The following is a 26,558-nucleotide window of genomic DNA, read 5'->3' as shown; positions in this document are numbered from 1 at the left end:
GGCACCTGTCGGTGCCGGGCCCGCCGTTGCCCGAAGCGGTTCCGCTCACGCGAAAACCGGCAGCAGGTGTCCACCACTGCGCGAGGCGGTCCCGTCCGGGGTGCTCGATGCGGACGGTCCGGCGAGCTGCCGTCGCGCAGGGGGGCACCCGGGCGGTTCACCGCGCGTCCCGCCCAGATGCGGACAGAAGCTGTCCGCAAGGGGGTGCACTCTGGGGTTGCCGGCGCACTCCGCGCCTCTGACCGGGGCTGGGGGCGCTGTTCGACTTCGGGTATCCGGCCCGGGCGTACCTCTGAAGGAAAGGCGCGATCACCATGTCCCTGTTCGTCCAGGACCACATCGGCGACCGCCGGCCCGGCGAGGTCTACGCCGAGGGTGCGAAGGAGGCCCTGGCCGCGTGGCAGGCCGAGGGCGCGTTCCGGCGGCAGATGCCGCTGCCCGGCGGCGGCCTGGGCCCGCGGCTGGCCGACCTGCACCTCCTGGAGGCGGTCCTGCACGGCTGGGACCTCGCCACCGCCACCGACCAGGACCGCACCGGCGACCCGGACGCCGTAGCAGCGGTCTTCCGGACCTGGTACGGCAACTACCCCGATGAGATCCGCGGCGCGACCGGCATGTTCGGCCCCTCCGAGGACGCCCCGGAAGACGCCCCCGCGCTCGACCGCGTCGCCGCGTACTTCGGCCGCACCCTCTGACTCCCCGAGCCACCGGCTCCGTGAACAAAGCCGGTCGGGCCGCCGGTGTCCGGTCCGGTCGTGCTTCAGGTCTTCTTCTGCCCTGCGCACGTGAGGTTCGCGTTGCGCTCGACCGGGTACCGGCCCACCTCCGTCGCGCCCTCCACCGGCCCCTTGAGGCCGGGTGCAGGCCCCGCATTGAGGTTCGTCAGCGCGCTGTCGGCGGAGGCGGGGAGCAGGAACACGTAGATCCAAAAGCGTTTGCCGTCGTCGCGTTCGTCCTCCCCCACCCCGAAGGTGGCGGTCTGCCAAGCCGCCTCCCCCTTGACCTGCACTGCTCGCTGGAGATTGGAGAGCCCGTTTAGGCCCGGTGCGCCATCGGCGTCGTAGGTGTTGGTCACCCAGAGGCCGTGTCCGCTCGGGATCTCGCCGGTGCCCGAGACCGTGATGCAGCTGTCGATCCCGACCGTGACGCCGGGGCTGACAGCTCCCCCTCCGATTCTCGTCACTGCGATGTGTCCGGCGGGCGCCTTCGGGTCCTCGACGCTGCCGGCGGAACGCACCGAGGCGTTGCCCGCCTCCGTGGGCCAAACCCCCGGCCACACCAAGATGGCGACGGTGGCGAACAGCGCGCCCACGGCCACGGCCAGCAACACGCGTGCCCGTGTCGGGTGCGTCGTCGGGTCGACCCGCACCCAGGTGAAGAAGACGGTTGCTCCGCCCAAGATCAGAGCGGCCGCCGTTCCGAGCCAAGCGGGGATGTCCCCGTAGACGTTCGCCAGCAGGGTGGCTGCGGCGATCAAGGCCGCTGCCACCTGAGCGCCGGCGCTGACCTTGTCGGTTGTTGATGTACTCACGTTCGTGGTTCTAGCGACCCGTGTCTGTGGGCCGCTGAGGAACCATGGACCTGTGGCGCTTATGTGACCGAACCGCTACTGATCATCTCGAGCGCTCGCAAAGCAGTACGAAGGGCGCGTCGCCTGTGTTCAGTCCGCCGAAGACGAGCCGCTTGGTCAGGGCGGGCCGTCCGGGTCGCCACGGCGTCGCGTCGGGCACCGGCACGTCCCGGAATGCGGGGTCCTCGGTGGCCGACGGACAGCGAGAGGGCGCAGCCGTCGGCCGCGCCCTCGAGGTGTTCCCTCCCTGCTAGACCCAGGTGTCCAGCCACATGCGGCCCCGCCAGGAGTCCATGGGCAAGGTCTGGCCCGTGTAGATCGGCCAGAAGTAGATGAAGTTCCACACGATCAACAGGACCAGGACGCCCGCGCCGATCGCGCCCAGGGCCCTGCGGCGTTCCGAGGAGCCGGCCGGTCCCAGCAGGGCGCCGATCATCATCGCCACCGCCAGGCACAGGTACGGGACGAAGACCACCGCGTAGAAGTAGAAGATCGTCCGCTCCTGGTAGTTGAACCAGGGCAGCAGGCCCGCGCCCAGCGCGCACGCGATCGCGCCCGCCCTCCAGTCGCGGCGGAAGAACCACCGCCACAGCACGTACAGCAGCGCGAAGCAGCCCGCCCACCACAGCAGCGGCGTGCCCAGGGCCAGGACCTCGCGGGCGCACTTGCCGGCCGCCGTCGCCGGGCAGCCGTCGGTGCCCGGTTCGGGGGACTCGTAGAAGTAGGAGACGGGCCGGCCCAGCACCAGCCAGCTCCACGGATTGGACTCGTAGGTGTGGCCCGAGGTCAGGCCCACGTGGAAGCTGTAGACCTCGGTCTCGTAGTGCCAGAGGCTGCGCACCCATTCCGGCAGGAACGACAACGAGCTGCCCTGGTCGTTCTTGGCCGCCCAGTCGCGCAGGTAGCCGCCCTTGCCGTTGTCCGGGCTGAAGATCCAGCCCGACCAGGAGGCCACGTACGTGACGATCGCGACCGGCACGGTCGAGACGAAGGCGGGCAGCGCGTCACGGCGCAGCATCGCCGCGTACGGGGCGCCAGCGCCCGCGGTGCGGCGGGCGGCGGCGTCCCACAAGACGGTCAGGACGCCGAAGAAGGCCAGGGCGATGAAGCCGTTCCACTTGGTGCCGGCGGCCAGCCCCAGGCAGACCCCGGCCAGGATCCGGTACGGGCGCCAGCCCAGCCGCAGCGTCTCGGCGATCCGCGCGTCGGGCCGGGTCCGGCCCTCCTCGTCCACCGGCAGCGCGTCCGCGAGCCGGGTCCTGGCCCGGTCGCGGTCGATGAGCAGCGCCCCGAAGGCGGCGAGCACGAAGAACATCAGCACCAGGTCGAGCAGTGCCGTGCGGCTCATCACCAGGTGCAGGCCGTCCACCGCCAGCAGTGCGCCCGCGAGGCAGCCGAGGAAGGTCGAACGGAAGAGGCGCCGCCCGATCCGGCACAGCATCAGCACCGACAGGGTGCCGAGCACGGCGGTCATGAACCGCCAGCCGAAGGGCGTGAGGCCGAACATCCACTCGCCGAGCCCGATCACCCACTTGCCGACGGGCGGGTGCACGACGTAGCCCGGGTCCGCCGGCAGGGCGACCCCGTCCGGGTTGGCGAGGATCGACTTGTCGATGTCCTTGGGCCAGTTCGCCTCGTAGCCCTGCCTGATCGTGGCCCAGGCGTCCTTGGCGTAGTACGTCTCGTCGAATATCACCGCCTTCGGGCTGCCCAGGTGCACGAACCGCAGCACGCCCGCGACCAGCGCCACCAGCAGCGGCCCGGCCCAGGCCATGATGCGCTGCCAGGTTCCCCACACCTGCGGTGGGAGCCCGAAGGTCATCCACAGCTGCCGGGACGGCTTCGTGTACGGGGGCACCAGGCGGGTGCGGACGTCCGCGCGGGGCGACGCGGCGGCGGCCGGCGCGTAGCCGAAGCCGCGCAGGCGGCGCAGCCAGGTGGGCGGCTCTTCTTCGCCGCCCGCCGTCGCGGAGGGCAGTGCCCCCGCGGGGCTGGGCGGTGGCGTCGCGGTACTGGTCACCGGCACATCGTAGGGAAGAGATCTGTGTGTGCCCCAGTGGCGTGGGTGACGAGCCGCGGGGCTGAGAGGATGGGCGGGTGACAACTGACCAGCCCCGCGGTACCGAGCCCACTTCCCCGGCAGGCGTCCTCGTCCTCGCCGGCACCCCCATCGGCGATCTCGCCGACGCCCCGCCGCGGCTGGCCGCGGAGTTGGAGCGGGCCGATATCGTCGCCGCCGAGGACACCCGGCGGCTGCGCCGGCTGACCCAGGGGCTCGGCGTGCACACCACGGGGCGCGTCGTGTCCTACTTCGAGGGCAACGAGTCGGCCCGCACCCCCGAACTGGTCGAGGCCCTCTCCGGCGGCGCCCGCGTGCTGCTGGTGACCGACGCCGGCATGCCGTCCGTCTCCGACCCCGGATACCGGCTGGTCGCGGCAGCCGTGGAGAAGGACATCAAGGTCACCGCGGTCCCCGGGCCGTCCGCCGTGCTCACCGCGCTCGCGCTGTCCGGGCTGCCCGTGGACCGGTTCTGCTTCGAGGGCTTCCTGCCGCGCAAGGCGGGCGAGCGCCTCGGCCGGCTGCGCGAGGTCGCGGGCGAGCGCCGCACACTGGTCTACTTCGAGGCCCCGCACCGGCTCGACGACACCCTGGTGGCGATGGCCGAGGTCTTCGGCGCCGAGCGGCGGGCCGCGGTCTGCCGCGAGCTCACGAAGACCTACGAGGAGGTCAGGCGCGGCGGCCTCGGCGAGCTCGCCGCCTGGGCCGCCGAAGGGGTGCGCGGGGAGATCACCGTCGTGGTGGAGGGCGCCCCCGACGCCGAGCCGGGCGACGTGGACGACGAGGAGCTCGTACGCAGGGTGCGGGTGCGCGAGGAGGCGGGGGAGCGCCGCAAGGAGGCCATCGCGGCCGTCGCGGCCGAGGCCGGGGTACCCAAGCGCGACGTCTTCGACGCGGTGGTGGCGGCAAAGAATGCGGCACGAAAGGCGCCATGAACCGGTAAAGGGCTAACCTGAAAGGCAAAGCTCAGACCGTGCGCCGGGCGCTTTGGGCATGAGTCGCCCAAAGGCCGTCCAACACTGGACAGGACCTGATGCGCTCCCGCCCGAAGAGGCGTCCACTGGCAAAGGCACCAGTGGAACAAGAGGAGCTGGCATGAGTGAGATCGCAGACACCCCGGTACCCGTCCAGGCCTCGGCACCCGCACGTTTCTCCAGCCCCGACGTGCACACCGTGCAGGAGGCGTATTCCTTCGCGTGCATGCGCTGCGCGTACGGCTGGGAGCAGGAGTACCGGATCGAGCACCACGTCGACGGCCGCGGCGAACCGTTCATCATGTACACGGTCGACGGCGAGCGGGTGCCCTCCCCGCTGTCCAACCCCAGCTGCATGAACTGCGGCGGGCACGTCGTACGGATCATGCGGGCGGGGCAGGTCTCCTCGGTGCTCGGGACGATCGACCGCCTCTACCACCACCGCATAGCGCCCGGGATCGCCGGGCCGGTGCCGGCGGGAGCGAACGTCCCGCGCACTCCGGGGCCCCGCAGGTCCGCCGAGCGCCACGACGCCCCCGGCCCCGTCGCCGTCGGCGACGACGAGAAGCGCGGGGGCCTGCTCTCCCGGCTGAAGGGGTTCCTGCGCCGGTCATAGGATCGGCCCATGAGCCCTTCCTCCACCTCCAAGGACGCACCTCCGCCGCTGCCCGAACCGCTCCGGGTGGCGGTGGCGGACTCGCACACCCACCTGGACATGCAGGCGGGAACCGTCGAGGAGGGCCTCGCCAAGGCCGCCTCGGTCGGCGTGACCACCGTGGTCCAGGTCGGCTGCGACGTGAAGGGCTCCCGGTGGGCCGCCGAGACCGCGGCCGCGTACGACAACGTCCACGCGGCCGTGGCCCTGCACCCCAACGAGGCCCCGCGCATCGTGCACGGCGATCCGGACGGCTGGTCCCGCCAGGGCGCCCGGACCGGCGGCGGCGAGGCCGCCCTGGACGACGCCCTCGCCGAGATCGAGGCCCTGGCCGCCCTCGGCCACGTCAAGGCTGTCGGCGAGACCGGCCTCGACTTCTTCCGCACCGGGCCCGAGGGCGTGGCCGCGCAGGAGCGTTCCTTCCGCGCCCACATCGAGATCGCCAAGCGGCAGGGCAAGGCCCTCGTCATCCACGACCGCGACGCCCACGCCGACGTGCTGCGCGTCCTGCGCGAGGAGGGCGCCCCCGAGCGGACCGTCTTCCACTGCTACTCGGGAGACGCCGACATGGCCCGCGAGTGCGCCGCCGCCGGCTACTACCTGTCCTTCGCCGGAACCGTCACCTTCAAGAACGCCGCGCCGCTGCGCGAGGCGCTGGCCGTGGCCCCGCTGGAACTGGTCCTCGTCGAGACGGACGCGCCCTACCTGACCCCCGCGCCCTACCGCGGACGGCCCAACGCGCCGTACCTCATTCCGCTGACGGTGCGCGCGATGGCCGCGGTCCGCGGAATCGACGAGGACGCGATGGCCACCGCCCTGGCGGCCAACACGTCCCGCGCCTTCGACTACTGACCGCCCCACCCCGGACGGGCACGTAGGGTAGTCATACGACTTTGTTCCGTAATGACTCCTCGGCTAGGGTGCCGTGCCGCAACCAGCGGGTGCCGGACCACCAGGGGAGCGAGCGTCGTGAGCGATACGCAGGGCAGCCACCTCCGAGGCGCTCCCGTCCCGGACGGGTACGGGGGCGGATCCCCGGCCTGGCCGGCCTGGCCGGTCTGGCCCGCCGCCGAAGCCGGTCCGGTCGGTCCCGCTCCCGGCGACCCCGGTCCGGTCGACGCCGGTCCGGTCGACGCCGGACCCTCGTCGTGGGAGACGGAACCGGCCGTCCCCCTCCCCGCCCCGCGCGCCGAGGACCAGGACGGTGAAGGGCCCGTGCCGGCACCCGCCCCAGGAACGGGCCGCCGCCGCGCCCCCACGCCCACCCCCGCCATCGCCGACGTCGGGGCGCTCGCCCCCGGCCGACGGGCCCGCGGCCGCACCTCCCTCGACGAGCCCCCGGCCGGCACCGGCCGCCGCCGCGGCCCCGCCGCACCGGCTCTCCCCGCCCCTCCGCACGCCGGGACGGGACACGGCCGCCGCCGCGCCACCGGACCGGTACTCCCCAGTCCCCCCGCATCCGGTGCCGACTGGCGGCGGATCGTGCCCCAGGCCCTGGTCGTCGCCTTCCTGGCCGGTGGCACGACCGCGTTCGTCGCCGCGGACAAGTCGGTACGCCTCACCGTCGACGGAGTCCCGAGGCACCTGCACACCTTCGCCGGGGACGTGGAGGAACTGCTCGCCGCGGAAGGGCTCGACGTCGGCCCCCACGACCTCGTGGCCCCCGCCCCGGGCGAACCCCTCGACGACGGCGAGGAGATCGTCGTCCGCTACGGCCGCCCCCTGCGCCTGACCCTCGACGGACAGCAGCGCCAGGTGTGGACCACCGCCCGCACCGTCGAAGGCGCCCTGCGCCAGTTCGGCATCCGTGCCGAGGGCGCCCACCTCTCGGCCCCGCGCACCGCCCCCGTACCGCGCTCCGGCCTGACCCTCAGCGTCCGTACCGAGCGGAGCGTCACCTTCATGGCCGACGGCCGCGAACGCACCGTCCGCACCAACGCCGCCACCGTCCAGGAGGCCCTCGACCAGGCGGGCATCACCCTCCGGGACCAGGACACCACCTCCGTGCCGCCCACTGCCTTCCCGCGCGACGGCCAGACCGTCACCGTGCTCCGCATCACCGGCACCCGAGAGGTCCGCGAGGAGCGCATTCCCTTCGGGACCGAGCGGGTCGATGACGCCGAGCTCTTCGCCGGGACCGAGATCGTCGAGCGGGCCGGCCGGCCCGGGGTGCGCAGGGTCACCTACAGCCTGCGCACCGTCAACGGGGTCCGGCAGAAGCCCCGAGCCATCGCCGACGAGGTCGTGCGCGAGCCCGTCACCCAGTACGTCAGGATCGGCACCCGGCCCCTGCCCCGCTCCGTCGCCGGCGCGGACGGCCTCAACTGGGCGGCCCTCGCCCAGTGCGAGTCCGGCGGCCGGCCCTCCGCCACCGACGCCTCGGGGACGTACGGCGGCCTGTACCAGTTCGACGTGCGCACCTGGCAGGGTCTGGGCGGCAGCGGCCGCCCGCAGGACGCCCCGGCCGCGGAACAGACCTACCGGGCGAAGAAGCTCTACGTGCAGCGGGGGGCGAGCCCGTGGCCCCACTGCGGCCGCAGGCTCACGTCGTAGTCGGGACCACTCGGCCGATCTGAGACGCTTTACCGGTGAGCACCGCAGAGCAGCAGCCCGATAACCCCGCGCCCAGCGCCCCCGACGCCCTTCTGGGCCCCGCCGACGTCCGGGAACTGGCCGCCGCCCTCGGCGTACGCCCGACGAAGCAGAAGGGGCAGAACTTCGTCATCGACGCCAACACGGTGCGCCGGATCGTGCGCACCGCCGAGGTCCGCCCGGACGACGTGGTCGTCGAGGTCGGCCCCGGGCTGGGCTCGCTGACGCTCGCGCTGCTGGAGGCCGCCGACCGGGTCGTCGCCGTCGAGATCGACGACATCCTGGCGGCCGCCCTGCCCGCAACCATCGAGGCCCGCATGCCCGCGAAGAAGGACCGCTTCGCGCTGGTCCACTCCGACGCGATGCTGGTCACCGAACTGCCCGGCCCGGCACCGACCGCACTGGTCGCGAACCTGCCCTACAACGTGGCCGTACCCGTCCTGCTGACCATGCTCGACCGCTTCCCGAGCATCGAGCGGACCCTCGTCATGGTCCAGGCCGAGGTCGCCGACCGGCTGGCCGCCGAGCCCGGCAGCAAGGTCTACGGCGTGCCCTCCGTCAAGGCCGGCTGGTACGCGCACGTCAAGCGCGCCGGAGCCATCGGCCGCAAGGTCTTCTGGCCCGCGCCCAACGTCGACTCCGGCCTGGTCTCCCTCGTGCGCCGCACCGAGCCGGTCAGGACGAGCGCCACGAAGGAAGAGGTCTTCGCGGTCGTCGACGCGGCGTTCGCGCAGCGCCGCAAGACCCTGCGCGCCGCGCTGGCCGGCTGGGCCGGATCGGCGGCGGGCGCGGAGGCCGCGCTGGTCGCCGCGGGCGTCTCCCCGCAGGCCCGCGGCGAGTCCCTGACGGTGGAGGAGTTCGCCGCGATCGCCGAGCACAAGCCCGCCCCGGAGAGGCCCGCACTGTGAGCACGCGCCCCGAGAGCACCCGTACGACGCCCGTCACCGTGCGGGTCCCCGCGAAGGTCAACGTCCAGCTGGCCGTGGGCGCGGCCCGCCCCGACGGCTACCACGACCTGGCCAACGTCTTCCTCGCCGTGTCCCTCTTCGACGAGGTGACGGCGACCCCGGCCGAGGCGCTCACGGTGACCTGCGAGGGCCCGGACGCCGACAAGGTCCCGCTGGACCGCACCAACCTCGCGGCGCGGGCGGCCGAGATCCTCGCCGCCCGGGCCGGCCTCGAACCGCGGGTCCACCTGCACATCGCCAAGAGCATCCCCGTCGCGGGCGGCATGGCCGGCGGCAGCGCCGACGGCGCTGCCGCCCTGCTGGCCTGCGATGCCCTGTGGGGCCTGGACACCCCGCGCGGGGAGCTCCTCGACATCTGCGCGGAGCTCGGCAGCGACGTCCCGTTCAGCCTGGTCGGCGGCGCCGCGCTCGGCACCGGCCGCGGCGAGGTGCTCACCCCGGTGACGGCCGGCTCCTTCCACTGGGTGTTCGCGGTGGCCGACGGCGGCCTGTCCACCCCGGCCGTCTTCCGCGAGTTCGACCGCCTCACCGCCGATGTCGCGGTCCCGGAGCCCGGGGCCTCGCCGGACCTTCTCGCCGCCCTCGCCTCCGGAGACCCGGACGCCCTGGCCGCCACCCTGGCCAACGACCTCCAGCCGGCCGCCCTCTCGCTGCGGCCGTCCCTGCGGGCGACGCTGGACGCGGGCCTCGGCGCCGGCGCCCTCGCCGCCCTGGTCTCCGGCTCGGGCCCCACCACGGCCTTCCTCGTCGCCGACGGGGAAGCCGCCGCCAAGGTCGCGGCAGCCCTGGTCGCCTCGGGCACCTGCCGCGCCACCCACACGGCCTGGTCCCCCGCTCCGGGAGCCACGGTCCTGCCGTCCTGACCCCCGGCTGCGCGACCCGGCTGCGCGACCCGGCTCCGGCCTACTCAGGCCGGAGTTGAGTATCCGCACCCTGTCGGGAGACGCCCGGCCGGGGCCACCGTGGGGTCATGACAGTCAGTGCGCGAACCATGGCCGCCGCCACCCCAGCCGACCGCGACCGGTACGTCGACCTGCTGCGCGTCGCCTCGCTCGGCACCGTCATCACCGGGCACTGGCTGATGGCCGCCGTCGGCGGCGACGGCATAGGGAACCTGCTCGCCCTCGTGCCGGCCCTCCAGGTGCTCACCTGGGGGCTGCAGGTCATGCCCGTCTTCTTCTTCGTCGGCGGCTTCTCGCACGCCCTGTCCTACCGCTCCCTGGCCCGCCGCACCGAAGGGCCCGTCTACGCCGCCTTCCTGCGGGCTCGGCTGCGCCGGCTGCTGCGGCCCACCCTCGTCTTCGTCCTGGTGTGGGCCGCCGTCGCGCTCGCCGTGCAGCTCGCCGGCCGCGGCGACGGCACGCTGACCGGTGCCGCCCTGCGGCTGGTCACCCAGCCGCTGTGGTTCATCGGGATCTACCTGGCCATGGTCGCCCTCACCCCGCCACTGCTCAGGCTGCACGAGCGCCACGGCTGGGCGGCCTTCGCCGCCCTCGCCGGCGCCGCCGCGCTCGTCGACGTCCTGCGCTTCGCATTCGGCGTCCCGTACGTGGAGTTCCTGAACTTCGCCCTGGTCTGGCTCGCCGTCCACCAGCTCGGCTTCCTGCGGGCCGACGGACGCATCCGCCGCCCCGCCGCCCTCGCCGCCGCCGGCCTCGCCGGGGCCGCGCTGCTGGTGGCCTTCGGCCCGTACCCGCTGTCCATGGTCGGGATGCCCGGAGAGAAGGTCTCCAACATGGCACCGCCCACCATGGCCCTGCTGTGCCACGGACTGTGGCTCGTCGGGGCCGTGCAGCTCGCCGCCCGGCCCGCCGCCGCCCGGCTGGCGCGGCCCCGCGTGTGGCGTGCGGTCGTCGCCGCGAACGGCGTCGCCATGACCGCCTTCCTCTGGCACCTCACCGCGATGCTCGCCGTGTACGGGGCCCAGCTCGCCCTCGGCATGGACCTGCCGGAACCCGCCACCGCCGCCTGGTGGGCGCAGGTCCCCGTACGGATCTTGGCGGCGGCCGCGCTGACCGGTGTGTTGGTCGCCCTGCTGCGCCGCTTCGAGGCCCCCGCACCGGCCGGCCCGGCCGCTCTCGCAGGAGCCGCCGCGGGCCCCGTTGCCGCCTTCGGGATCACCCTGTGCCTGCTCGGCGTCCTGGGCCTGTCCATGACCGGGCTGGGGGGCCTCCTCGACGGCCACAGCGCCACGCTCGTCGCCCTCCCGGTCACCGCGCCCGCCGCGATCGCCATGGCACTGGGCGGCGCCTGGCTGGTGGAACGGTCAGCCCCGGCCCGGAGGGTTAGGCTGAGGGGCTGATCCACACCCCTTCCCTGGAGCGCGTCTGATGGCCGTCAATCTGGTCAATGTCGAGGCAGTCAGCAAGGTGTACGGCACACGTACTCTGCTGGACGGTATCTCCCTCGGCGTGTCCGAGGGAGACCGGATCGGCGTCGTCGGCCGCAACGGCGACGGCAAGACCACCCTCATCCGGATGCTCGCCAAACTGGAGGAGCCCGACAGCGGGCGCGTCACCCAGTCCGGCGGCCTGCGCATGGGCGTCCTCACCCAGCACGACTCCCTCGACCCCGCGGCGACCGTCCGCCACGAGATCATCGGCGACATGGCCGACCACGAGTGGGCCGGTAACGCCAAGATCCGCGACGTCCTCACCGGACTCTTCGGCGGCCTCGACCTGCCCGGCTTCAACCAGGGCCTCGACACCGTCATCGGCCCGCTCTCCGGCGGCGAGCGCCGCCGCATCGCCCTGGCCAGGCTCCTCATCGCCGACCAGGACCTGCTGATCCTCGACGAGCCCACCAACCACCTCGACGTCGAGGGCATCGCCTGGCTGGCCGGCCACCTCCAGGCGCGCCGCTCCGCGCTCGTCTGCGTCACCCACGACCGCTGGTTCCTCGACCAGGTCTGCACCCGCATGTGGGACGTCCAGCGCGGCGAGGTCTTCGAGTACGAAGGCGGCTACAGCGACTACGTCTTCGCCCGCGCCGAGCGCGAGCGCATCGCCGCCACCGAAGAGGCCAAGCGGCAGAACCTGATGCGCAAGGAGCTTGCCTGGCTGCGTCGCGGCGCCCCCGCCCGCACCTCCAAGCCGCGCTACCGCATCGAGGCCGCCAACGAGCTCATCGCCGACGTCCCGCCGCCGCGCGACAAGTCCGAGCTGATGCGCTTCGCCAACGCCCGCCTCGGAAAGACCGTCTTCGACCTTGAGGACGTCACCGTCCAGGCCGGCCCCAAGACCCTCCTCAAGCACCTCACCTGGCACCTGGGCCCCGGCGACCGCGTCGGTCTCGTCGGTGTCAACGGCGCCGGCAAGACCTCCCTGCTGCGCGCCCTCGCCGAGGCCGCCCGCACCCAGGGCGAGGCCCAGCCCGCCGCGGGCCGGGTCATCGTCGGCAAGACCGTCAAGCTGGCCTACCTCTCCCAGGAGGTCGGCGAACTCGACCCGTCCCTGCGGGTCCTGGAGGCCGTCCAGCGCGTCCGCGACCGCGTCGACCTCGGCAAGGGCCGCGAGATGACGGCGGGCCAGCTGTGCGAGCAGTTCGGCTTCACCAAGGAGAAGCAGTGGACGCCGGTCGGCGACCTCTCCGGCGGCGAGCGCCGCCGCCTGCAGATCCTGCGCCTGCTGATGGACGAGCCCAATGTCCTCTTCCTCGACGAGCCCACCAACGACCTCGACATCGAGACCCTGACCCAGCTGGAGGACCTCCTCGACGGCTGGCCCGGCTCGATGATCGTGATCTCCCACGACCGGTTCTTCATCGAGCGCACCACCGACACCGTGATGGCGCTGCTCGGCGACGCGAGCCTGCGCATGCTGCCGCGGGGACTGGACGAGTACCTGGAACGCCGTCAGAGGATGGTCGAGGCGGCCGCCCCGGCGCCCGCGCCGGCCGCCGCCGCAGCGGCCAAGTCCACCTCGTCGGGCGACTCGCGCGCGGCGAAGAAGGAACTGCAGAAGATCGAGCGGCAGCTCAACAAGCTGGCCGACCGCGAGGGGAACCTGCACGCCCAGATCGCCGAACACTCCACCGACTACGACAAGGTGGCCAAACTCGACGCGGAGTTGCGCGAACTTCTCTCCGACCGCGACGCATTGGAGATGCGCTGGCTGGAGCTCGCCGAGGAGGCGTAGATTCCGCGGGTCTCCGGGGCGAACTGCCCCGATAACGGCGGCGTCACGGGCCGGTCCTCCCTTGGGAACAGGGGGCGGACCGGTCCGTTGTATGCGCGGCGTCAGTGATAGAAAGGTCAAACTCCCGCCCCCTCCGAAGCCGAAAGTGCGCTGATGACCGAGCCGCCCCAGCCGCCGAACCAGCCGCCGACACCTTCCGGTTACGGACACCTGCCCGGCCCGCCGCAGCAGGGCCACGGCTTCCCGCCGCCGGGCGAGAACCCCTACGCGCAAGCGCCCGCACACCCGCCGCAGCCCGGCTACGCGCCGCAGCCCGGCTACGCGCCGCAGCCCGGCTACGCGCCGCAGCCGCCCACCGTCCCGGCCTACCCGGCCCACGGCCTGCAGTCGCCCCCGCCCGGCGCGCCCGGCCAGCCGCCGAGGAAGAAGCTGCCCCTGCTCATCGCGGCCTCCGTCGCGGCCGCGCTCGTCCTCGGCGGCGTCGGCTACCTCGCCTTCGGCACCGGGGACGAAGACCCCGGGCAGCCCGTCGCCCAGGAGTCCGGCGACGCGAAGCCCTCCGGCTCCCCGTCCGTGGACGTCGGCGACGGCAGCGGCCCCGGCGGCAACCAGCAGACCGACCTCAACGCCGGCCGCAAGCAGGGCGAGGACAAGGTCCTCTGGCTCAAGACCACCAAGATCGACGGTCCAGGGGCCGGAGTGGGCACCCACGGCCAGTGGGTCGTGGGCGACACCGTGGCCAAGACCGTCGGCAAGACGATCAAGGGCTACTCGGTCGCCGATGGCAAGGAGAAGTGGACGATCACCTTCCCTGCCGACATCTGCGGCGTGACCCGGAAGACCACCGACGACGGCAAGACCGTCGTGCTGTACGAGAACGGTCCGTCGGAGACCGCCGACTGCAACCAGATGCGCATGGTCGACCTCAAGGCGGGCAAGGAGGGCTGGTCGAAGGAGGTGTCCAAGGAGAGCGCCTTCGACATGTTCCTCGACCCCAGCCTGGCCATGACCGGGGACACCGTCACCGTCAACCGGCTCACCCGGGCCACTGCCTTCCGGATCAGCACCGGTGAGAAGCTCTTCGGCAGCCCCGCCGAGGGCTGCGTGCCGGGCGCCTACGCCGCCGGAAACGGCAAGTTGATCGGCGTCGCTACCTGCTACGACAAGGACAGCATCGTCGAGGTCCAGGACGCCGACCCGGTCACCGGCAAGAAGACGTGGACCTACCGGCTCCCCAAGGGCTGGAAGGTGGCCCGCGTCTACGGGGTCGACCCGATCGTCCTCCACCTCACGAACGCCACCACCAAGGAGAGCTCCGTCGTGGTCCTCGGCCCCGATGGCAAGCAGCGCACCACGCTCTCCGGCGAGGGCAGCTTCTCGACCGAGTGCGGCGTGAGCCGCGACGACTCCCTGCAGGGCTGTGCCACCGCCGTCGTCGACGCGGGCACCCTCTACCTGCCCACCAGGACCGCCCCCGGCAAGGCCAACGAGATCGTTGCCTTCGACCTGAACACCGGCAAGGCCAAGTGGCGCGTCCCGGCGGGCGAGGGCCGCACCCTGGAGCCGCTCAAGGCGGCGAACGGACAGCTGATCGCCTACCGCAGGGCCGAAACCCGCCAGGGCGGCGAGGTCGTCGCGATCCCCGCCGACGGCAGCACCCCGACCGCGCTCCTGCGCCACCCCTCGGGCCCCTCCGCCCCGATCGAGAGCTCCTTCTACTCCCCGGACGTCGACTACTCCGACGGGCGCTTCTTCATCTCCACGACCCGACTGGTCGCCCAGGACAAGGACGAGAAGCTCCTGATGGTCTTCGGCAAGTGAACACCCGCCCAACGCGCCGTCCACCGAGAGGCAACAGCAACCGATGAGCACCCCGCCGCCCCCCAGCCAGCCGCCGTCCGGCGGCTTCGGAGCGCCGCAGGATCCCCCGCCCGGCGGGTTCGGAGCGCCGATGCCGCCCGCCGGACCGCCCTCGCCGCCCGCCGCCCCGCATCCGCAGGCCGGGCAGCCCGCGTACGGCTACCCGCAGGCCGACCCCGGCTACGGCTATCCGCAGCAGCCCGCCGCGCCCGCGCCGTACGCCGCGCCCGCACCCCCCGCGCCCCCGGCCGGCGGGGGCGACAAGCGCACCCAGCTGATGATCGTAGGCGCGGCCCTCCTGGCCATCGTCCTGATCGTCGGCGGCGGCCTCTGGTACGCCTCGGGCGACGGCGGCGGGACCACCGCGCAGGGCGACCCGGGCGCCTCCCAGGGCGGCGACAAGAACCAGCCCGCCGCGGCCGGCAGCGAGAAGGTCCCCGCCAACCCCAAGTCGAAGACCCTCTACAACCACCCGGCGCCCACGGTGACCGACCTGGTGTCCGTCAACGGCTCGTGGCTGACCGACACCACCTACGTCAAGTCCGACGTGTCGAAGGTCGTCGGCTACAACCTCGTCGACGGCGGCAAGAAGTGGGAGGTCCCGCTCACGGGCGAGATCTGCGGCGCCACCCACCACGTCAGCGAGAACAAGACGGCGGTCCTCTTCAGGCCCACCCCGTCCACCGCCGAGAACAAGTACCCGCCGTGCACCGAGGTCGGCGTCATCGACCTGGAGGCCGGCAAGCTGGCCTGGTCCGGCAACATCAAGAGCGCCAACGGCGGCGACAAGCCCGTCCAGTTCTCCGAGATCACCCTCAGCGGCAAGACCGTCGCCGCGGCCGGCGTCTCCGGCGGCGGCGCCGCCTGGAACCTCGCCGACGGCAAGAACCTGTGGCAGCCGAAGGTCGACGGCGACAGCTGCCGTGACACCGGATACGCCGGAGGCGAGGCCCTCGCCGCCATCCGCAAGTGCGGCCGGCACCCCAACTACACGCTGCACGCCCAGCTCCTCGACCCCGCCACGGGCGCGCCCACCGGCTCCTACAAGCTCTCGCCGGGCATCGAGTACGCGCACATCGTCTCCACCCAGCCGTTCGTCGTGGCGGCCGACGTCGGCGACAACGCCAAGGGCGGCAAGGGCGTCAGCGACCTGTTCGTCGTCGACCCCAAGGGTGAGCTGAAGGCGCGCATCCCGCTCGCCGCCGGCACCTTCGCCGCCAAGTGCGGCTCCACCGACGTCGAGAAGTGCTCCAACATGGTCGTCGGCAACGGCAAGATCTACGTGCCCGCCGCAGAGCACCAGGGCCAGTCGCCCACCGGCCGCACCAACGAACTGCTCTCCTTCGACCTGGAGACCGGAAAGCAGACCACCGACCGGGCCGACGCGGGCGAGCGGTACACCATGTTTCCGCTGCGCATGGACGGGCCGAACATCATCGCCTACAAGGTCCCCCCGTACGACAAGGGCGGCCAGATCGTCAGCATCGACGGCACGACGATGAAGGAGACCCTCCTGATGGAGAACCCGGCCGACAGGGACGTCCGGCGCGCCGAGACCTCCTTCTCGCCCGAGTTCTCCTCCGAGCTGCGCTACCGCAACGGCAAGCTCTTCATGTCGAAGCAGAACGTCAGCAAGCCGTACTCGACCGACCCGGAATACCTGTTCGTGTCCTTCACCGCGAGCTGACCCGCACAGCACCGCCCGAAGCCCCCGGTCCGTACCGATCGGGGGCTTCTGCGCGGTATCCCCCTCGCACCGTCGAACAAGCGTGTAGCTTGCCGGGTCAGAAGGGTGGGGGTGGATTCCTCGATGGGCGTACGGGTCGTGGTGGTCGACGACCACCGGCTGCTGGCCGAGGCGCTGGCCTCTGCCCTGAAGCTGCGCGGCCACCGGGTGCTGGCGGCCGCGGCCCCGGCGGCCGGCGCCGCCGAGCTGGTCATCAGCCGCGCCCCCGAGGTCTGCCTCCTCGGTACGGCCGCACCCGCCGAGCCCGGGGCCTTCGAGCCCGTGGTGCGCATCAGGCGGGAGCGCCCGCAGATCGCCGTGGTCGTCCTCGGCCCGGTGCCCAGCCCGCGCGGGATCGCCGCCGCCTTCGCCGCCGGCGCCTGCGGCTACGTACGCCAGGACGAGCGCATCGAGGGTGTGGAGCGGGCGCTGGCCAAGGCGCGGGCGGGCGAGTCGGCGATCGCCCCGCAACTGCTCCAGGGCGCCTTCGCGGAACTCCTGAACCCCGCGGCCCAGCCCGACGACGAAGGCAGCAGGCTGCTCCGGCTGCTGACTCCGCGCGAGGTGGAGGTCCTGGTGCGGGTCGCCGAGGGAGAGGACACCCGGCTGATCGCCGCCGGCATGGAGATCGCGCCGAGCACCGCCCGTACGCACGTCCAGCGGGTGCTGATGAAGCTGGGGGTCGGATCGCGGCTGGAGGCGGCCGCACTGGCCGCCCGTACCGGCCTGCTCGACCGGGCCCTGCCCGGGCCGTCGTCCGCCCCACCGCAGGGCTGACCGGGACGGCGGCCGGGAGCCGCCGATTTCCCCCGCGGGCGCCGCATCGGGTAAGCCAGTGCCCAAGCGCGCACCCACGCGCGCGTGGTCCCCCGCGAGAGGCAGTAGGCGAGTGAGCAAGTACCTGGTAACCGGTGGCGCCGGATACGTCGGCAGCGTGGTCGCGGCCCACCTCCTGGAGGCCGGCCACGAGGTGACCGTCCTCGACGACCTCAGCACCGGCTTCCGCGTCGGCGTCCCCGACGGCGCCGCGTTCATCGAGGGCCGGATCCAGGACGCCGCCCGCCACATCGACCCCTCCTACGACGCCGTGCTGCACTTCGCCGCCTCCTCGCAGGTCGGCGAGTCCGTCGTGAACCCGGGCAAGTACTGGGAGAACAACGTCGGCGGGACCCTCGCCCTGCTGGCCGCGATGCGCGAGGCCGGCGTGCGCAGGCTCGTCTTCTCCTCCACCGCCGCCACCTACGGCGAGCCGGCCGAGGGACTGCTGACCGAGGCCTCGGTGACCGCGCCGACCAACCCCTACGGCGCCTCCAAGCTCGCCGTCGACCACATGATCGCGGGGGAGTGCGTCGCGCACGGCCTGGCCGCGGTGTCCCTGCGCTACTTCAACGTGGCCGGCGCCTACGGCGCGTTCGGTGAGCGGCACAGCCCCGAGACGCACCTGATCCCGCTGGTCCTCCAGGTCGCGCTCGGCGAGCGCGAGTCGATCTCGGTGTTCGGCGAGGACTACCCGACCCCGGACGGCACCTGCGTGCGCGACTACATCCACGTCGCCGACCTGGCGGAGGCCCATCTGGCCGCCCTGCGCGCCGCCACCCCCGGAGAGCACCTGATCTGCAACCTGGGCAACGGCAGCGGCTTCTCGGTCCGCGAGGTCATCGAGACCGTCCGCAAGGTCACCGGGCGGGAGATCCCCGAGGTCGTCGCCCCGCGCCGGGCCGGCGACCCGGCGATGTTGGTGGCATCCGCCCGCACGGCACACGAGCGCCTCGGCTGGACCCCGAGCCGCTCGGACCTGACCGGCATCATCCGCGACGCGTGGAACTTCGCGCGCACGCACACCGCCTGACCGGCCGGGTCTCCTTCCGCCCCGGGTCTCCTCTTCCTGCTCCGCGCGGAAGGAGCCGGCCGCCGGCCCCGGCGCGTCGCGTCGGCCGACCCGTCCGTGCGGCGGTCGCGCCGGACCCGGGCGCCCGGCAGGGGCGCCCGGGTCCGGCACGCGCCCGCTGGGGGCGTGTGGGGCCGAGCCGTGCGCTGCGGCCGTGCGCAGCGCGCGGGCGCCCGGCGTGCACGCGCCGGGTGAAATGCCCCCCGTGCACCTGCCAGTGGCACGCGCCCGTGCGCCGGGCGTCCCACAGCCGCCGGTTCAGGCGATTTCAAGCCACGGCTGAGCCCCCGCGGAAGCCGCACCCCCGAAATCTGCGGGGAAAACTTCTGCTATTCGGCCAACTGCGAGCCGCCCCCGGCCCTACGCTGATGCGTGACACCGGTGGGGGCCGGTGTTGATTCAGGGGTCGAGACACGTCGGGTACGTCGTCCGGTCCGGGGTAGTGCAGATATGTCTCGGCGGCGGCCGGGCTGCGGATCACCCGGTCCTGGCGCCGTACCCGCCGTCGTCCGTTCCCCTACCCTTGGGGGTTTTGTGGTTCGTATCCGGGTTCTCGTCGTCGACGATCACCGCATCTTCGCCGAATCGCTCGCAGCCGCGCTCGCCGCCGAACCGGACGTGGACGTGTCCGCGGCCGGCAGCGGTCCCGCCGCGCTGCGCTGCCTCGAACGCGCGGTGGCCGAGGGCCGCCGTTTTGACGTCCTGCTGGTCGACGCCGACCTCGGCGCGGTCGCCGGGGCCGTGCCTGCCCAGCGGGAGCCGGGGGCCGGGCCGCCGCAGCCCGGCTCGGACGGGATCGCGCTGGTGGCCGGGGTGCGGGTGGCCCACCCCGGGGTCCGCACCGTGGTCCTCGCCGAGCGTGACGACCCACGTCGGGCCGCTCTCGCCCTCCAGGCCGGAGCCTCGGGGTGGGTGGCCAAGGACTGCTCCCTCTCGCGCCTGCTGGCCGTCGTCCGCGGGGTCCTGCGGGAGGAGACCCACCTCCCGCCCGCGCTGCTCACCGGAGTGCTGCGGGAGCTGACCGCGGCGCGCAAGCACCGCACGGACAGCGAACGGCTCGTGGAGTCCCTCACCCCGCGCGAGCACGAGGTGCTGCGCTGCATGGTGGCGGGGCTGGGCCGCAAGGACGTGGCGGCGCGGCTGTTCCTGTCCCCGCACACGGTCCGCACCCACATGCAGAACGTCCTGGGCAAGCTCGGTGTGCACTCCACGCTGGCCGCGGTGGCGCTGGCCCGGCGGGCCGGCGTACGGCCCGCCGACCTAGCCGGGGATGTTGTCGAACGGAGCGGTCAACTGGCGTAGCAGTCCGGCGAGATCGCCGCGCTGACTCTGCGAGAGCTGGGCCAGGATCGCCCGTTCCTGGGCCAGCAGCCCGGCGAGGGCCTGGTCGGCGCGGTCCCGCCCCTCGGGCGTGAGCCGGACCAGGACCCCGCGGCGGTCGCTGGGGTCCGGGAGCCGTTCGACGAGGCCCTTCTTGGCGAGCCGGTCGATGCGGTTGGTCATGGTGCCGGAGGTGACCAGGGTCTGGGTCAGCAGCTGGCCGGGGGAGAGCTGGTAGGGGGCGCCGGCGCGGCGCAGCGACGTCAGGACGTCGAACTCCCAGGGTTCCAGGCCATGCTCGGCGAAGGCCAGCCTGCGGGCGCGGTCGAGATGGCGCGCGAGCCTGCTGACGCGGCTCAGTACCTCGAGCGGTTCCACGTCGAGGTCAGGGCGCTCCCGCCGCCATGCCGCCACCAGTCGGTCGACCTCGTCCTCCATGCCGATCAGTGTAAGGGGTCTGTCGATGTGAAGTCTCTTCATCCCAAGTATCTCGATTGCGAGCATCTTGATATCGAGATATAAATGAACTGAGCATGGGGCATGGAGGGGGCCGGAACGGATTCCGCTTCCGATCGCCCCGCCAGCAGGGAGGCTCGAACATGTATTCCGATACCGTGCGTGCAGGGACCCCCACGTCCACCGCGCATCCCGCGCCCACCTGGGACCCCCAGCAGTACCTCCGGCACGCGGGCCACCGCACACGGCCCTTCCTCGACCTGCTCACCCGCATACCCGAGCTCCCCACCAGCCCCGCCCGCATCGCCGACCTCGGCTGCGGCCCCGGAAACGTCACCGCTCTGCTCGCCACCCGTTGGTCCGAGGCCTCCATCACGGGGTTCGACCTCTCTCCGGAAATGCTCCAGCGTGCCACCGAGCAGTACGCCGGCCCCACCGCCGGCGGCGGCAGCCTCGACTTCCGCCACGGCGACATCGCCGGCTGGCTCCCCGAGGAGCCCTACGACCTGATCGTCTCCAACGCCGCCCTCCAGTGGGTTCCCGGTCACCCCGGCTCGTTCGGCGCCTGGATCAACGGCCTGCGCCCCGGCGGCACCCTCGCCTTCCAGATCCCCGGCAACTTCACCGCCCCCAGCCATGCCCTGCTCGCGGAGCTCTGCGACACCCCGCGCTGGCGGTCCCGCCTCGCCGGCCACGGCGCCCGCTACATCCACCTCCTCGAACCCGCCGAATACCTCGCCCGGTTCACCGAGCTCGGCTGCACCGCCGACGTCTGGGAGACCACCTACCACCAGCTCCTGCACGGACCCGACCCGGTGCTCGACTGGGTCAAGGGCACCGCCCTGCGACCCGTCCTCACCGCTCTCGGCGACGACCGGAAAGCCGTCGACGCCTTCCTCACCGAATACCGTGACCGGCTCCGCACGGCCTACCCGAGCGGGCCGCGCGGAACCGTCTTCCCGTTCCGAAGGATCTTCGCCGTAGCCCGCAAGGAGGCCTGACCATGCTCACCGCAGTCGACCACGTCCAACTCGCCGCGCCGCCGGACTCGGAGGACCGGCTCCGCGCCTACTACGCCGATGTCCTGGGCATGACCGAGATCCCCAAACCGCCCGTCCTCGCCGCCCGCGGAGGTTGCTGGTTCGCCGCCGGCCCCGTACAGCTGCACCTCGGCGTCGAGCAGGACTTCCGGCCCGCCCGCAAGGCGCACCCCGGACTGAGGGTCACCGGCATCGCGGAGTACGCGCGCAGACTGGAGGAGCGGGGCGCCAAGGTCGTCTGGGACGAGAACCTCCCGGGCCACCACCGCTTCTACTCCGAGGACCCCGTCGGTAACCGGCTGGAGTTCCTGGAACCCTTCGACACGGGCACGGACGGCACGCCCGACCGGTAGGCACCACCGCACGACACGACGGCGCCTCGTCACCGGATCACCGGTGACGAGGCGCCGTCGTACCCGCAGGGGCGGGCCTCACCGGATCCGGTCCCGGTCGCGGCCCCGGTCCGCAGGGAAATCCCTAGCTCTTGCGGCGGCCCACCAGCTGCGGCTTCGACTCCAGCCCGTCCAGCCCGTGCCACGCCAGGTTCACCAGATGCGCCGCCACCTCGGCCTTCTTCGGCCGGCGCACATCCAGCCACCACTGCCCCGTCAGCGCCACCATCCCGACCAGCGCCTGCGCGTACAGCGGAGCCAGCTTCGGATCGAAGCCCCGGGCCTTGAACTCCAGCCCCAAGATGTCCTCCACCTGCGTGGCGATGTCGCTGATCAGCGACGCGAACGTACCCGTCGACTGCGCGACCGGGGAGTCGCGCACCAGAATCCGGAAACCGTCCGTGTACGACTCGATGTAGTCCAGCAGCGCGAACGCCGCCTGCTCCAGCAGCTCCCGCGGATGCCCGGCCGTCAGGGCCCCCGTCACCCCGTCCAGCAGCTGGCGCATCTCCCGGTCCACGACGACCGCGTACAGCCCCTCCTTGCCGCCGAAGTGCTCGTACACCACCGGCTTGGACACCCCGGCCTTCGCCGCGATCTCCTCCACCGACGTGCCCTCGAAGCCCTTCTCCGCGAACAGGGTCCGGCCGATGTCCAGCAATTGCTGGCGCCGCTCCGCGCCCGTCATCCGGACCCGGCGGCCACGCCTGGGCTTGTCGCTGCTGGAACCACCGTCGATCGCCACGTTCCCCATCATGCCGCGTTCGGCCGGTTTTCCCTGCGCCGGGCATCGATCCGGGACGCCGACGGCCACCGGACGTCCGTGGCCCACCCCAGCTGCTCGAACCAGCGGATCAGTCGCGCACTCGAATCCACCTGCCCCCGCAGCACACCGTGGCGCGCCGACGTCGGATCCGCGTGGTGCAGGTTGTGCCACGACTCACCGCACGACAGCACCGCCAGCCACCACACGTTGCCGGACCGGTCCCGCGACCTGAACGGCCGCTTGCCCACGGCGTGACAGATCGAATTGATCGACCACGTCACATGGTGCAACAGCGCCACCCGCACCAGAGAACCCCAGAAGAACGCCGTGAACGCCCCCCACCACGACATCGTCACCAGCCCTCCCACCAGCGGCGGAAGCGCCAGGGAGAAGATCGTCCACCAGATGAAGTCCCGCGAGATGCGCCGGATCGCCGGATCCTTGATCAGATCAGGGGCGTACTTCTGCTGATCCGTCTGCTCCTCGTCGAACAGCCACCCGATGTGAGCCCACCACAGGCCCTTCATCAGCGCCGGCACCGTCTCACCGAACCGCCAGGGCGAATGCGGGTCACCTTCGTGGTCCGAGAACTTGTGGTGCTTGCGGTGGTCCGCGACCCACCGCACCAGCGGACCCTCCACCGCCATCGACCCCATCACCGCGAGCACGATCCTCAGCGGCCGCTTCGCCTTGAAGGAACCGTGCGTGAAATAGCGGTGGAACCCGATGGTGATCCCGTGGCAGGCCAGGAAGTACATGAACACCATCAGGCCCAGGTCCAGCCAGCTCACCCCCCAGCCCCAGGCCAGCGGCACCGCCGCCAGCAGCGCCACGAAGGGAACGGTGATGAACAGCAGCAGGGCGACCTGCTCGATCGACCGCTTGTTCTCGCCGCCCAGCGTCGCGGACGGCACAGGAGTCTGCGAGGGCGCGGAGGCACCCTCGATCAGATCGGGACTTGTGGTCATGGGTGTGTCCCCTGGGGGGTGAGGGAAGTCGGCAGGCACGCCGGTCACGCAGACCCTACGGGCCCGTAACCTACGGCATCGTAAGTATGGCAAAGCCCGGGCCCCGGACAAGAGGAGCGCGACCAGGACAACCGGAGCGCAGCCGCGCCCCCCACCGGCCGCCGAACCCCCGGCGACTCGGCCAGTGAGACGTTTGCCCAGGCACACGCATCGGACACCTATCCTGTTCCCCGTCGGACAGCGCGGTCCGCACGGGCAGCCCGAGCCACACCTCAAGGGCGGCGGTCCCCCGGACGGAGTCCGGAAGGGGCCACGCCGCGCACGGCCGGGAGCCCACCGCCCAGTAGCGCTCGAACACTGCAAGGAGCCGCACCTGTGAGCAGTGCTGACAAGGCCCCCCTGGCCACCCAGCAGGCCCCCGTCACCCCGGCCGCCACCGCCAACGCGGAACTGCGCGCGGACATCCGCCGCCTCGGCGACCTCCTCGGGGAGACCCTCGTACGCCAGGAAGGCCAGGACCTGCTCGACCTCGTCGAACGCGTCCGAGCCCTCACCCGCACCGACGGTGAAGCCGCCGCAGCCCTCCTCGGCGACACCGACCTGGAGACCGCCGCCAAGCTCGTCCGCGCCTTCTCCACCTACTTCCACCTCGCCAACATCACCGAGCAGGTCCACCGCGGCAAGGAACTGCGCGCCCACCGCGCCACCGAGGGCGGCCTCCTCGCCCGCACCGCCGACATGCTCAAGGACGCCGACCCCGAGCACCTGCGCGAAACGGTCAAGAACCTCAACGTCCGTCCCGTCTTCACCGCGCACCCCACCGAGGCGGCCCGCCGCAGCGTCCTCAACAAGCTGCGCCGCATCGCGGCCCTCCTGGAGGAACCCGTCACCGGCGCCGGCGACCGCCGCCGCCACGACCTGCGCCTCGCCGAGAACATCGACCTCGTCTGGCAGACCGACGAGCTCCGCGTCGTCCGCCCCGAGCCCGCCGACGAGGCCCGCAACGCCATCTACTACCTCGACGAACTCCACGCCGGCGCCGTCGGCGACGTCCTGGAGGACCTCGCCGCCGAACTGCGCCGCGTCGGCATCGAACTGCCCGCCGGCACCCGCCCCCTCACCTTCGGCACCTGGATCGGCGGCGACCGCGACGGCAACCCCAACGTCACCCCCGACGTCACCCGCGACGTGCTGATCCTCCAGCACGAACACGGCATCACCGACGCCCTCGAACTCGTCGACTTCCTGCGCGGCCTGCTGTCCAACTCCATCCGCTACACCGGAGCCACCGAGGAACTCCTCGCCTCCCTCCAGGCCGACCTCGAACGCCTCCCCGAGATCAGCCCCCGCTACAAGCGGCTCAACGCCGAAGAGCCCTACCGGCTCAAGGCCACCTGCATCCGCCAGAAGCTCCTCAACACCCGCGAGCGCCTCGCCAAGGGCATCCCGCACGAGGAAGGCCGCGACTACCTCGGCACCTCCGAGCTCCTCACCGACCTCACCCTCATCCAGACCTCCCTGCGCGAGCACCGCGGCGGCCTCTTCGCGGACGGCCACATGGACCGCACCATCCGCACCCTCGCCGCCTTCGGCCTGCAGCTCGCCACCATGGACGTACGCGAACACGCCGACGCCCACCACCACGCCCTCGGCCAGCTCTTCGACCGGCTCGGCGAGGAGTCCTGGCGCTACGCCGACATGCCGCGCGACTACCGCCAGAAGCTCCTCGCCAAGGAACTCCGCTCCCGCCGCCCGCTGGCCCCCACCCCGGCACCCCTCGACGCCGCCGGCGCCAAGACCCTCGGCGTCTTCGCCGCCGTCAAGGACGCCTTCGAGAAGTTCGGCCCCGAGGTCATCGAGTCCTACATCATCTCGATGTGCCAGGGCGCCGACGACGTCTTCGCCGCCGCCGTCCTCGCCCGCGAAGCCGGCCTCCTCGACCTCCACGCCGGCTGGGCCAGGATCGGCATCGTCCCGCTCCTGGAGACCACCGACGAGCTCCGCGCGGCCGACGTCATCCTCGACGACATGCTCGCCGACCCCTCCTACCGGCGCCTGGTCTCCCTCCGCGGCGACGTCCAGGAGGTCATGCTCGGCTACTCCGACTCCTCCAAGTTCGGCGGCATCACCACCAGCCAGTGGGAGATCCACCGCGCCCAGCGCCGGCTGCGCGACGTCGCCCACCGCTACGGCGTCCGGCTGCGCCTCTTCCACGGCCGCGGCGGCACCGTCGGCCGCGGTGGCGGCCCCTCCCACGACGCGATCCTCGCCCAGCCCTGGGGCACCCTCGAAGGCGAGATCAAGGTCACCGAACAGGGCGAGGTCATCTCCGACAAGTACCTCGTGCCCTCCCTCGCCCGCGAGAACCTCGAACTGACCGTCGCCGCCACCCTGCAGGCCTCCGCCCTGCACACCGCGCCCCGCCAGTCCGACGAAGCCCTCGCCCGCTGGGACGCGGCGATGGACACCGTCTCCGACGCCGCCCACGCCGCCTACCGCGCACTCGTCGAAGACCCCGACCTGCCCGCCTACTTCTTCGCCGCCACCCCCGTCGACCAGCTCGCCGACCTCCACCTCGGCTCCCGGCCCTCCCGCCGCCCCGACTCCGGAGCCGGCCTCGACGGCCTGCGCGCCATCCCGTGGGTCTTCGGCTGGACCCAGTCCCGCCAGATCGTCCCCGGCTGGTACGGCGTCGGCTCCGGCCTCAAGGCCCTGCGGGAGGCCGGCCACGAGGACGCCCTCACCGAGATGGGCGAACGCTGGCACTTCTTCCGCAACTTCCTGTCCAACGTCGAGATGACACTGGCCAAGACCGACCTGCGGATCGCCCGCCACTACGTCGACACCCTCGTCCCCGACCACCTGAGGCACGTCTTCACCCGCATCGAGGCCGAGCACGAGCTCACCGTCCGCGAGGTCCTGCGCATCACCGGAGGCGAGCAGCTCCTCGACTCCCACCCCGTGCTCCAGCAGACCTTCGCCGTACGCGACGCCTACCTCGACCCCATCTCCTACCTCCAGGTCTCCCTCCTGGCCCGCCAGCGCGCCGCCGCCGCCCGCGGCGAGGAAGCCGACCCGCTCCTCTCCCGGGCCCTGCTCCTCACCGTCAACGGCGTCGCCGCAGGCCTGCGCAACACCGGCTGACCCGGTCGCCGTACGTACCCGAAAGGGGGTCCCCCGAGCCCACC

The 26,558-nt window shown here is 72.5% G+C and carries 22 protein-coding genes; 17 read left to right on the top strand and 5 right to left on the bottom strand.

The annotated features are described in order from the left end of the window. Window positions 1-314: 314 nt before the first annotated feature. Entirely contained in the window at window positions 315-695 is a 381-nt protein-coding gene (locus ACFW2G_RS30135) for a TIGR03086 family metal-binding protein (RefSeq protein WP_384450115.1), read from the top strand. 65 nt (window positions 696-760) lie between these two features. Here ACFW2G_RS30135 and ACFW2G_RS30130 read toward each other — a convergent pair whose 3' ends face one another. Both ACFW2G_RS30130 and ACFW2G_RS30125 read right to left on the bottom strand, forming a co-directional pair. Then, window positions 761-1,531, bottom strand: a complete 771-nt coding sequence (locus ACFW2G_RS30130) for a hypothetical protein (protein ID WP_384450118.1) — start codon at window positions 1,529-1,531, stop codon at window positions 761-763. A 289-nt stretch (window positions 1,532-1,820) separates the two neighbouring features. Further along, a complete protein-coding gene (locus ACFW2G_RS30125; RefSeq protein ID WP_384582865.1) occupies window positions 1,821-3,590 on the bottom strand; it encodes a dolichyl-phosphate-mannose--protein mannosyltransferase in 1,770 nt (589 codons plus the stop codon). A gap of 77 nt (window positions 3,591-3,667) precedes the next feature. Between ACFW2G_RS30125 and rsmI the strand changes: the two genes are divergently transcribed. From rsmI to ACFW2G_RS30060, 13 genes are all read left to right on the top strand, one after another. Then, window positions 3,668-4,564 carry a 16S rRNA (cytidine(1402)-2'-O)-methyltransferase gene (gene rsmI / locus ACFW2G_RS30120; protein ID WP_052031118.1) on the top strand — a complete coding sequence of 299 codons (897 nt, stop codon included), beginning with the start codon at window positions 3,668-3,670 and terminating at the stop codon, window positions 4,562-4,564. Window positions 4,565-4,724: 160 nt separating this feature from the next. After that, window positions 4,725-5,219, top strand: a complete 495-nt coding sequence (locus ACFW2G_RS30115; RefSeq protein WP_037925161.1) for a hypothetical protein — start codon at window positions 4,725-4,727, stop codon at window positions 5,217-5,219. 9 nt (window positions 5,220-5,228) lie between these two features. Beyond that, window positions 5,229-6,110 (top strand): TatD family hydrolase, encoded by an 882-nt coding sequence (locus ACFW2G_RS30110; RefSeq protein WP_037925164.1) that lies wholly within the window; start codon window positions 5,229-5,231, stop codon window positions 6,108-6,110. 117 nt (window positions 6,111-6,227) lie between these two features. Beyond that, window positions 6,228-7,811, top strand: a complete 1,584-nt coding sequence (locus tag ACFW2G_RS30105) for a ubiquitin-like domain-containing protein (protein ID WP_384582868.1) — start codon at window positions 6,228-6,230, stop codon at window positions 7,809-7,811. A gap of 35 nt (window positions 7,812-7,846) precedes the next feature. After that, window positions 7,847-8,758, top strand: a complete 912-nt coding sequence (gene rsmA / locus ACFW2G_RS30100; RefSeq protein ID WP_037925167.1) for a 16S rRNA (adenine(1518)-N(6)/adenine(1519)-N(6))-dimethyltransferase RsmA — start codon at window positions 7,847-7,849, stop codon at window positions 8,756-8,758. Further along, window positions 8,755-9,681, top strand: a complete 927-nt coding sequence (locus ACFW2G_RS30095; RefSeq protein ID WP_052031119.1) for a 4-(cytidine 5'-diphospho)-2-C-methyl-D-erythritol kinase — start codon at window positions 8,755-8,757, stop codon at window positions 9,679-9,681. The genes rsmA and ACFW2G_RS30095 overlap by 4 nt, the downstream gene beginning before the upstream one ends. A gap of 107 nt (window positions 9,682-9,788) precedes the next feature. After that, window positions 9,789-11,120, top strand: a complete 1,332-nt coding sequence (locus tag ACFW2G_RS30090) for an acyltransferase family protein (protein WP_384450130.1) — start codon at window positions 9,789-9,791, stop codon at window positions 11,118-11,120. A gap of 28 nt (window positions 11,121-11,148) precedes the next feature. After that, the gene (locus ACFW2G_RS30085; RefSeq protein WP_384450133.1) at window positions 11,149-12,954 is read left to right on the top strand and encodes an ABC-F family ATP-binding cassette domain-containing protein; all 1,806 of its coding nucleotides are present in this window, start codon (window positions 11,149-11,151) and stop codon (window positions 12,952-12,954) included. A gap of 153 nt (window positions 12,955-13,107) precedes the next feature. Beyond that, entirely contained in the window at window positions 13,108-14,775 is a 1,668-nt protein-coding gene (locus ACFW2G_RS30080) for a PQQ-binding-like beta-propeller repeat protein (protein WP_384582871.1), read from the top strand. Between the two features lie 43 nt (window positions 14,776-14,818). Further along, entirely contained in the window at window positions 14,819-16,501 is a 1,683-nt protein-coding gene (locus tag ACFW2G_RS30075; RefSeq protein ID WP_384450139.1) for a PQQ-binding-like beta-propeller repeat protein, read from the top strand. A 123-nt stretch (window positions 16,502-16,624) separates the two neighbouring features. Next, on the top strand, window positions 16,625-17,317 hold the full coding sequence (locus tag ACFW2G_RS30070) for a LuxR C-terminal-related transcriptional regulator (protein WP_037925180.1): 693 nt from the start codon (window positions 16,625-16,627) through the stop codon (window positions 17,315-17,317). Between the two features lie 112 nt (window positions 17,318-17,429). Further along, window positions 17,430-18,389 (top strand): UDP-glucose 4-epimerase GalE, encoded by a 960-nt coding sequence (gene galE, locus ACFW2G_RS30065; protein WP_037925183.1) that lies wholly within the window; start codon window positions 17,430-17,432, stop codon window positions 18,387-18,389. A 573-nt stretch (window positions 18,390-18,962) separates the two neighbouring features. Continuing rightward, window positions 18,963-19,730, top strand: coding sequence for a response regulator transcription factor (locus ACFW2G_RS30060; RefSeq protein ID WP_037925185.1), 768 nt, complete (start codon window positions 18,963-18,965; stop codon window positions 19,728-19,730). Here ACFW2G_RS30060 and ACFW2G_RS30055 read toward each other — a convergent pair. Further along, window positions 19,689-20,186, bottom strand: a complete 498-nt coding sequence (locus ACFW2G_RS30055; protein WP_037925187.1) for a MarR family winged helix-turn-helix transcriptional regulator — start codon at window positions 20,184-20,186, stop codon at window positions 19,689-19,691. The two genes, ACFW2G_RS30060 and ACFW2G_RS30055, sit on opposite strands and share 42 nt — an antisense overlap. A gap of 161 nt (window positions 20,187-20,347) precedes the next feature. On the opposite strand from ACFW2G_RS30055, the gene ACFW2G_RS30050 reads away from it, so the two are divergent. After that, window positions 20,348-21,205, top strand: coding sequence for a trans-aconitate 2-methyltransferase (locus ACFW2G_RS30050; protein WP_384450144.1), 858 nt, complete (start codon window positions 20,348-20,350; stop codon window positions 21,203-21,205). A 2-nt stretch (window positions 21,206-21,207) separates the two neighbouring features. Beyond that, window positions 21,208-21,597, top strand: coding sequence for a VOC family protein (locus tag ACFW2G_RS30045; RefSeq protein ID WP_384450147.1), 390 nt, complete (start codon window positions 21,208-21,210; stop codon window positions 21,595-21,597). 124 nt (window positions 21,598-21,721) lie between these two features. Here ACFW2G_RS30045 and ACFW2G_RS30040 read toward each other — a convergent pair whose 3' ends face one another. Together ACFW2G_RS30040 and ACFW2G_RS30035 are read right to left on the bottom strand one after the other, a co-directional pair. Further along, window positions 21,722-22,390, bottom strand: a complete 669-nt coding sequence (locus ACFW2G_RS30040) for a TetR/AcrR family transcriptional regulator (RefSeq protein ID WP_236647765.1) — start codon at window positions 22,388-22,390, stop codon at window positions 21,722-21,724. Continuing rightward, window positions 22,390-23,370 carry an acyl-CoA desaturase gene (locus tag ACFW2G_RS30035; protein WP_384456590.1) on the bottom strand — a complete coding sequence of 327 codons (981 nt, stop codon included), beginning with the start codon at window positions 23,368-23,370 and terminating at the stop codon, window positions 22,390-22,392. The genes ACFW2G_RS30040 and ACFW2G_RS30035 overlap by 1 nt, the downstream gene beginning before the upstream one ends. A gap of 375 nt (window positions 23,371-23,745) precedes the next feature. Between ACFW2G_RS30035 and ppc the strand changes: the two genes are divergently transcribed. Next, on the top strand, window positions 23,746-26,514 hold the full coding sequence (gene ppc / locus ACFW2G_RS30030; protein WP_052031121.1) for a phosphoenolpyruvate carboxylase: 2,769 nt from the start codon (window positions 23,746-23,748) through the stop codon (window positions 26,512-26,514). The last annotated feature ends 44 nt before the right edge of the window (window positions 26,515-26,558 follow it).

Origin of the sequence: Streptomyces sp. NPDC058880, assembly GCF_042742535.1 — a bacterium.
Lineage (GTDB): Bacteria > Actinomycetota > Actinomycetes > Streptomycetales > Streptomycetaceae > Streptomyces.
This window is presented reverse-complemented; position numbering and strand designations above follow the sequence as displayed.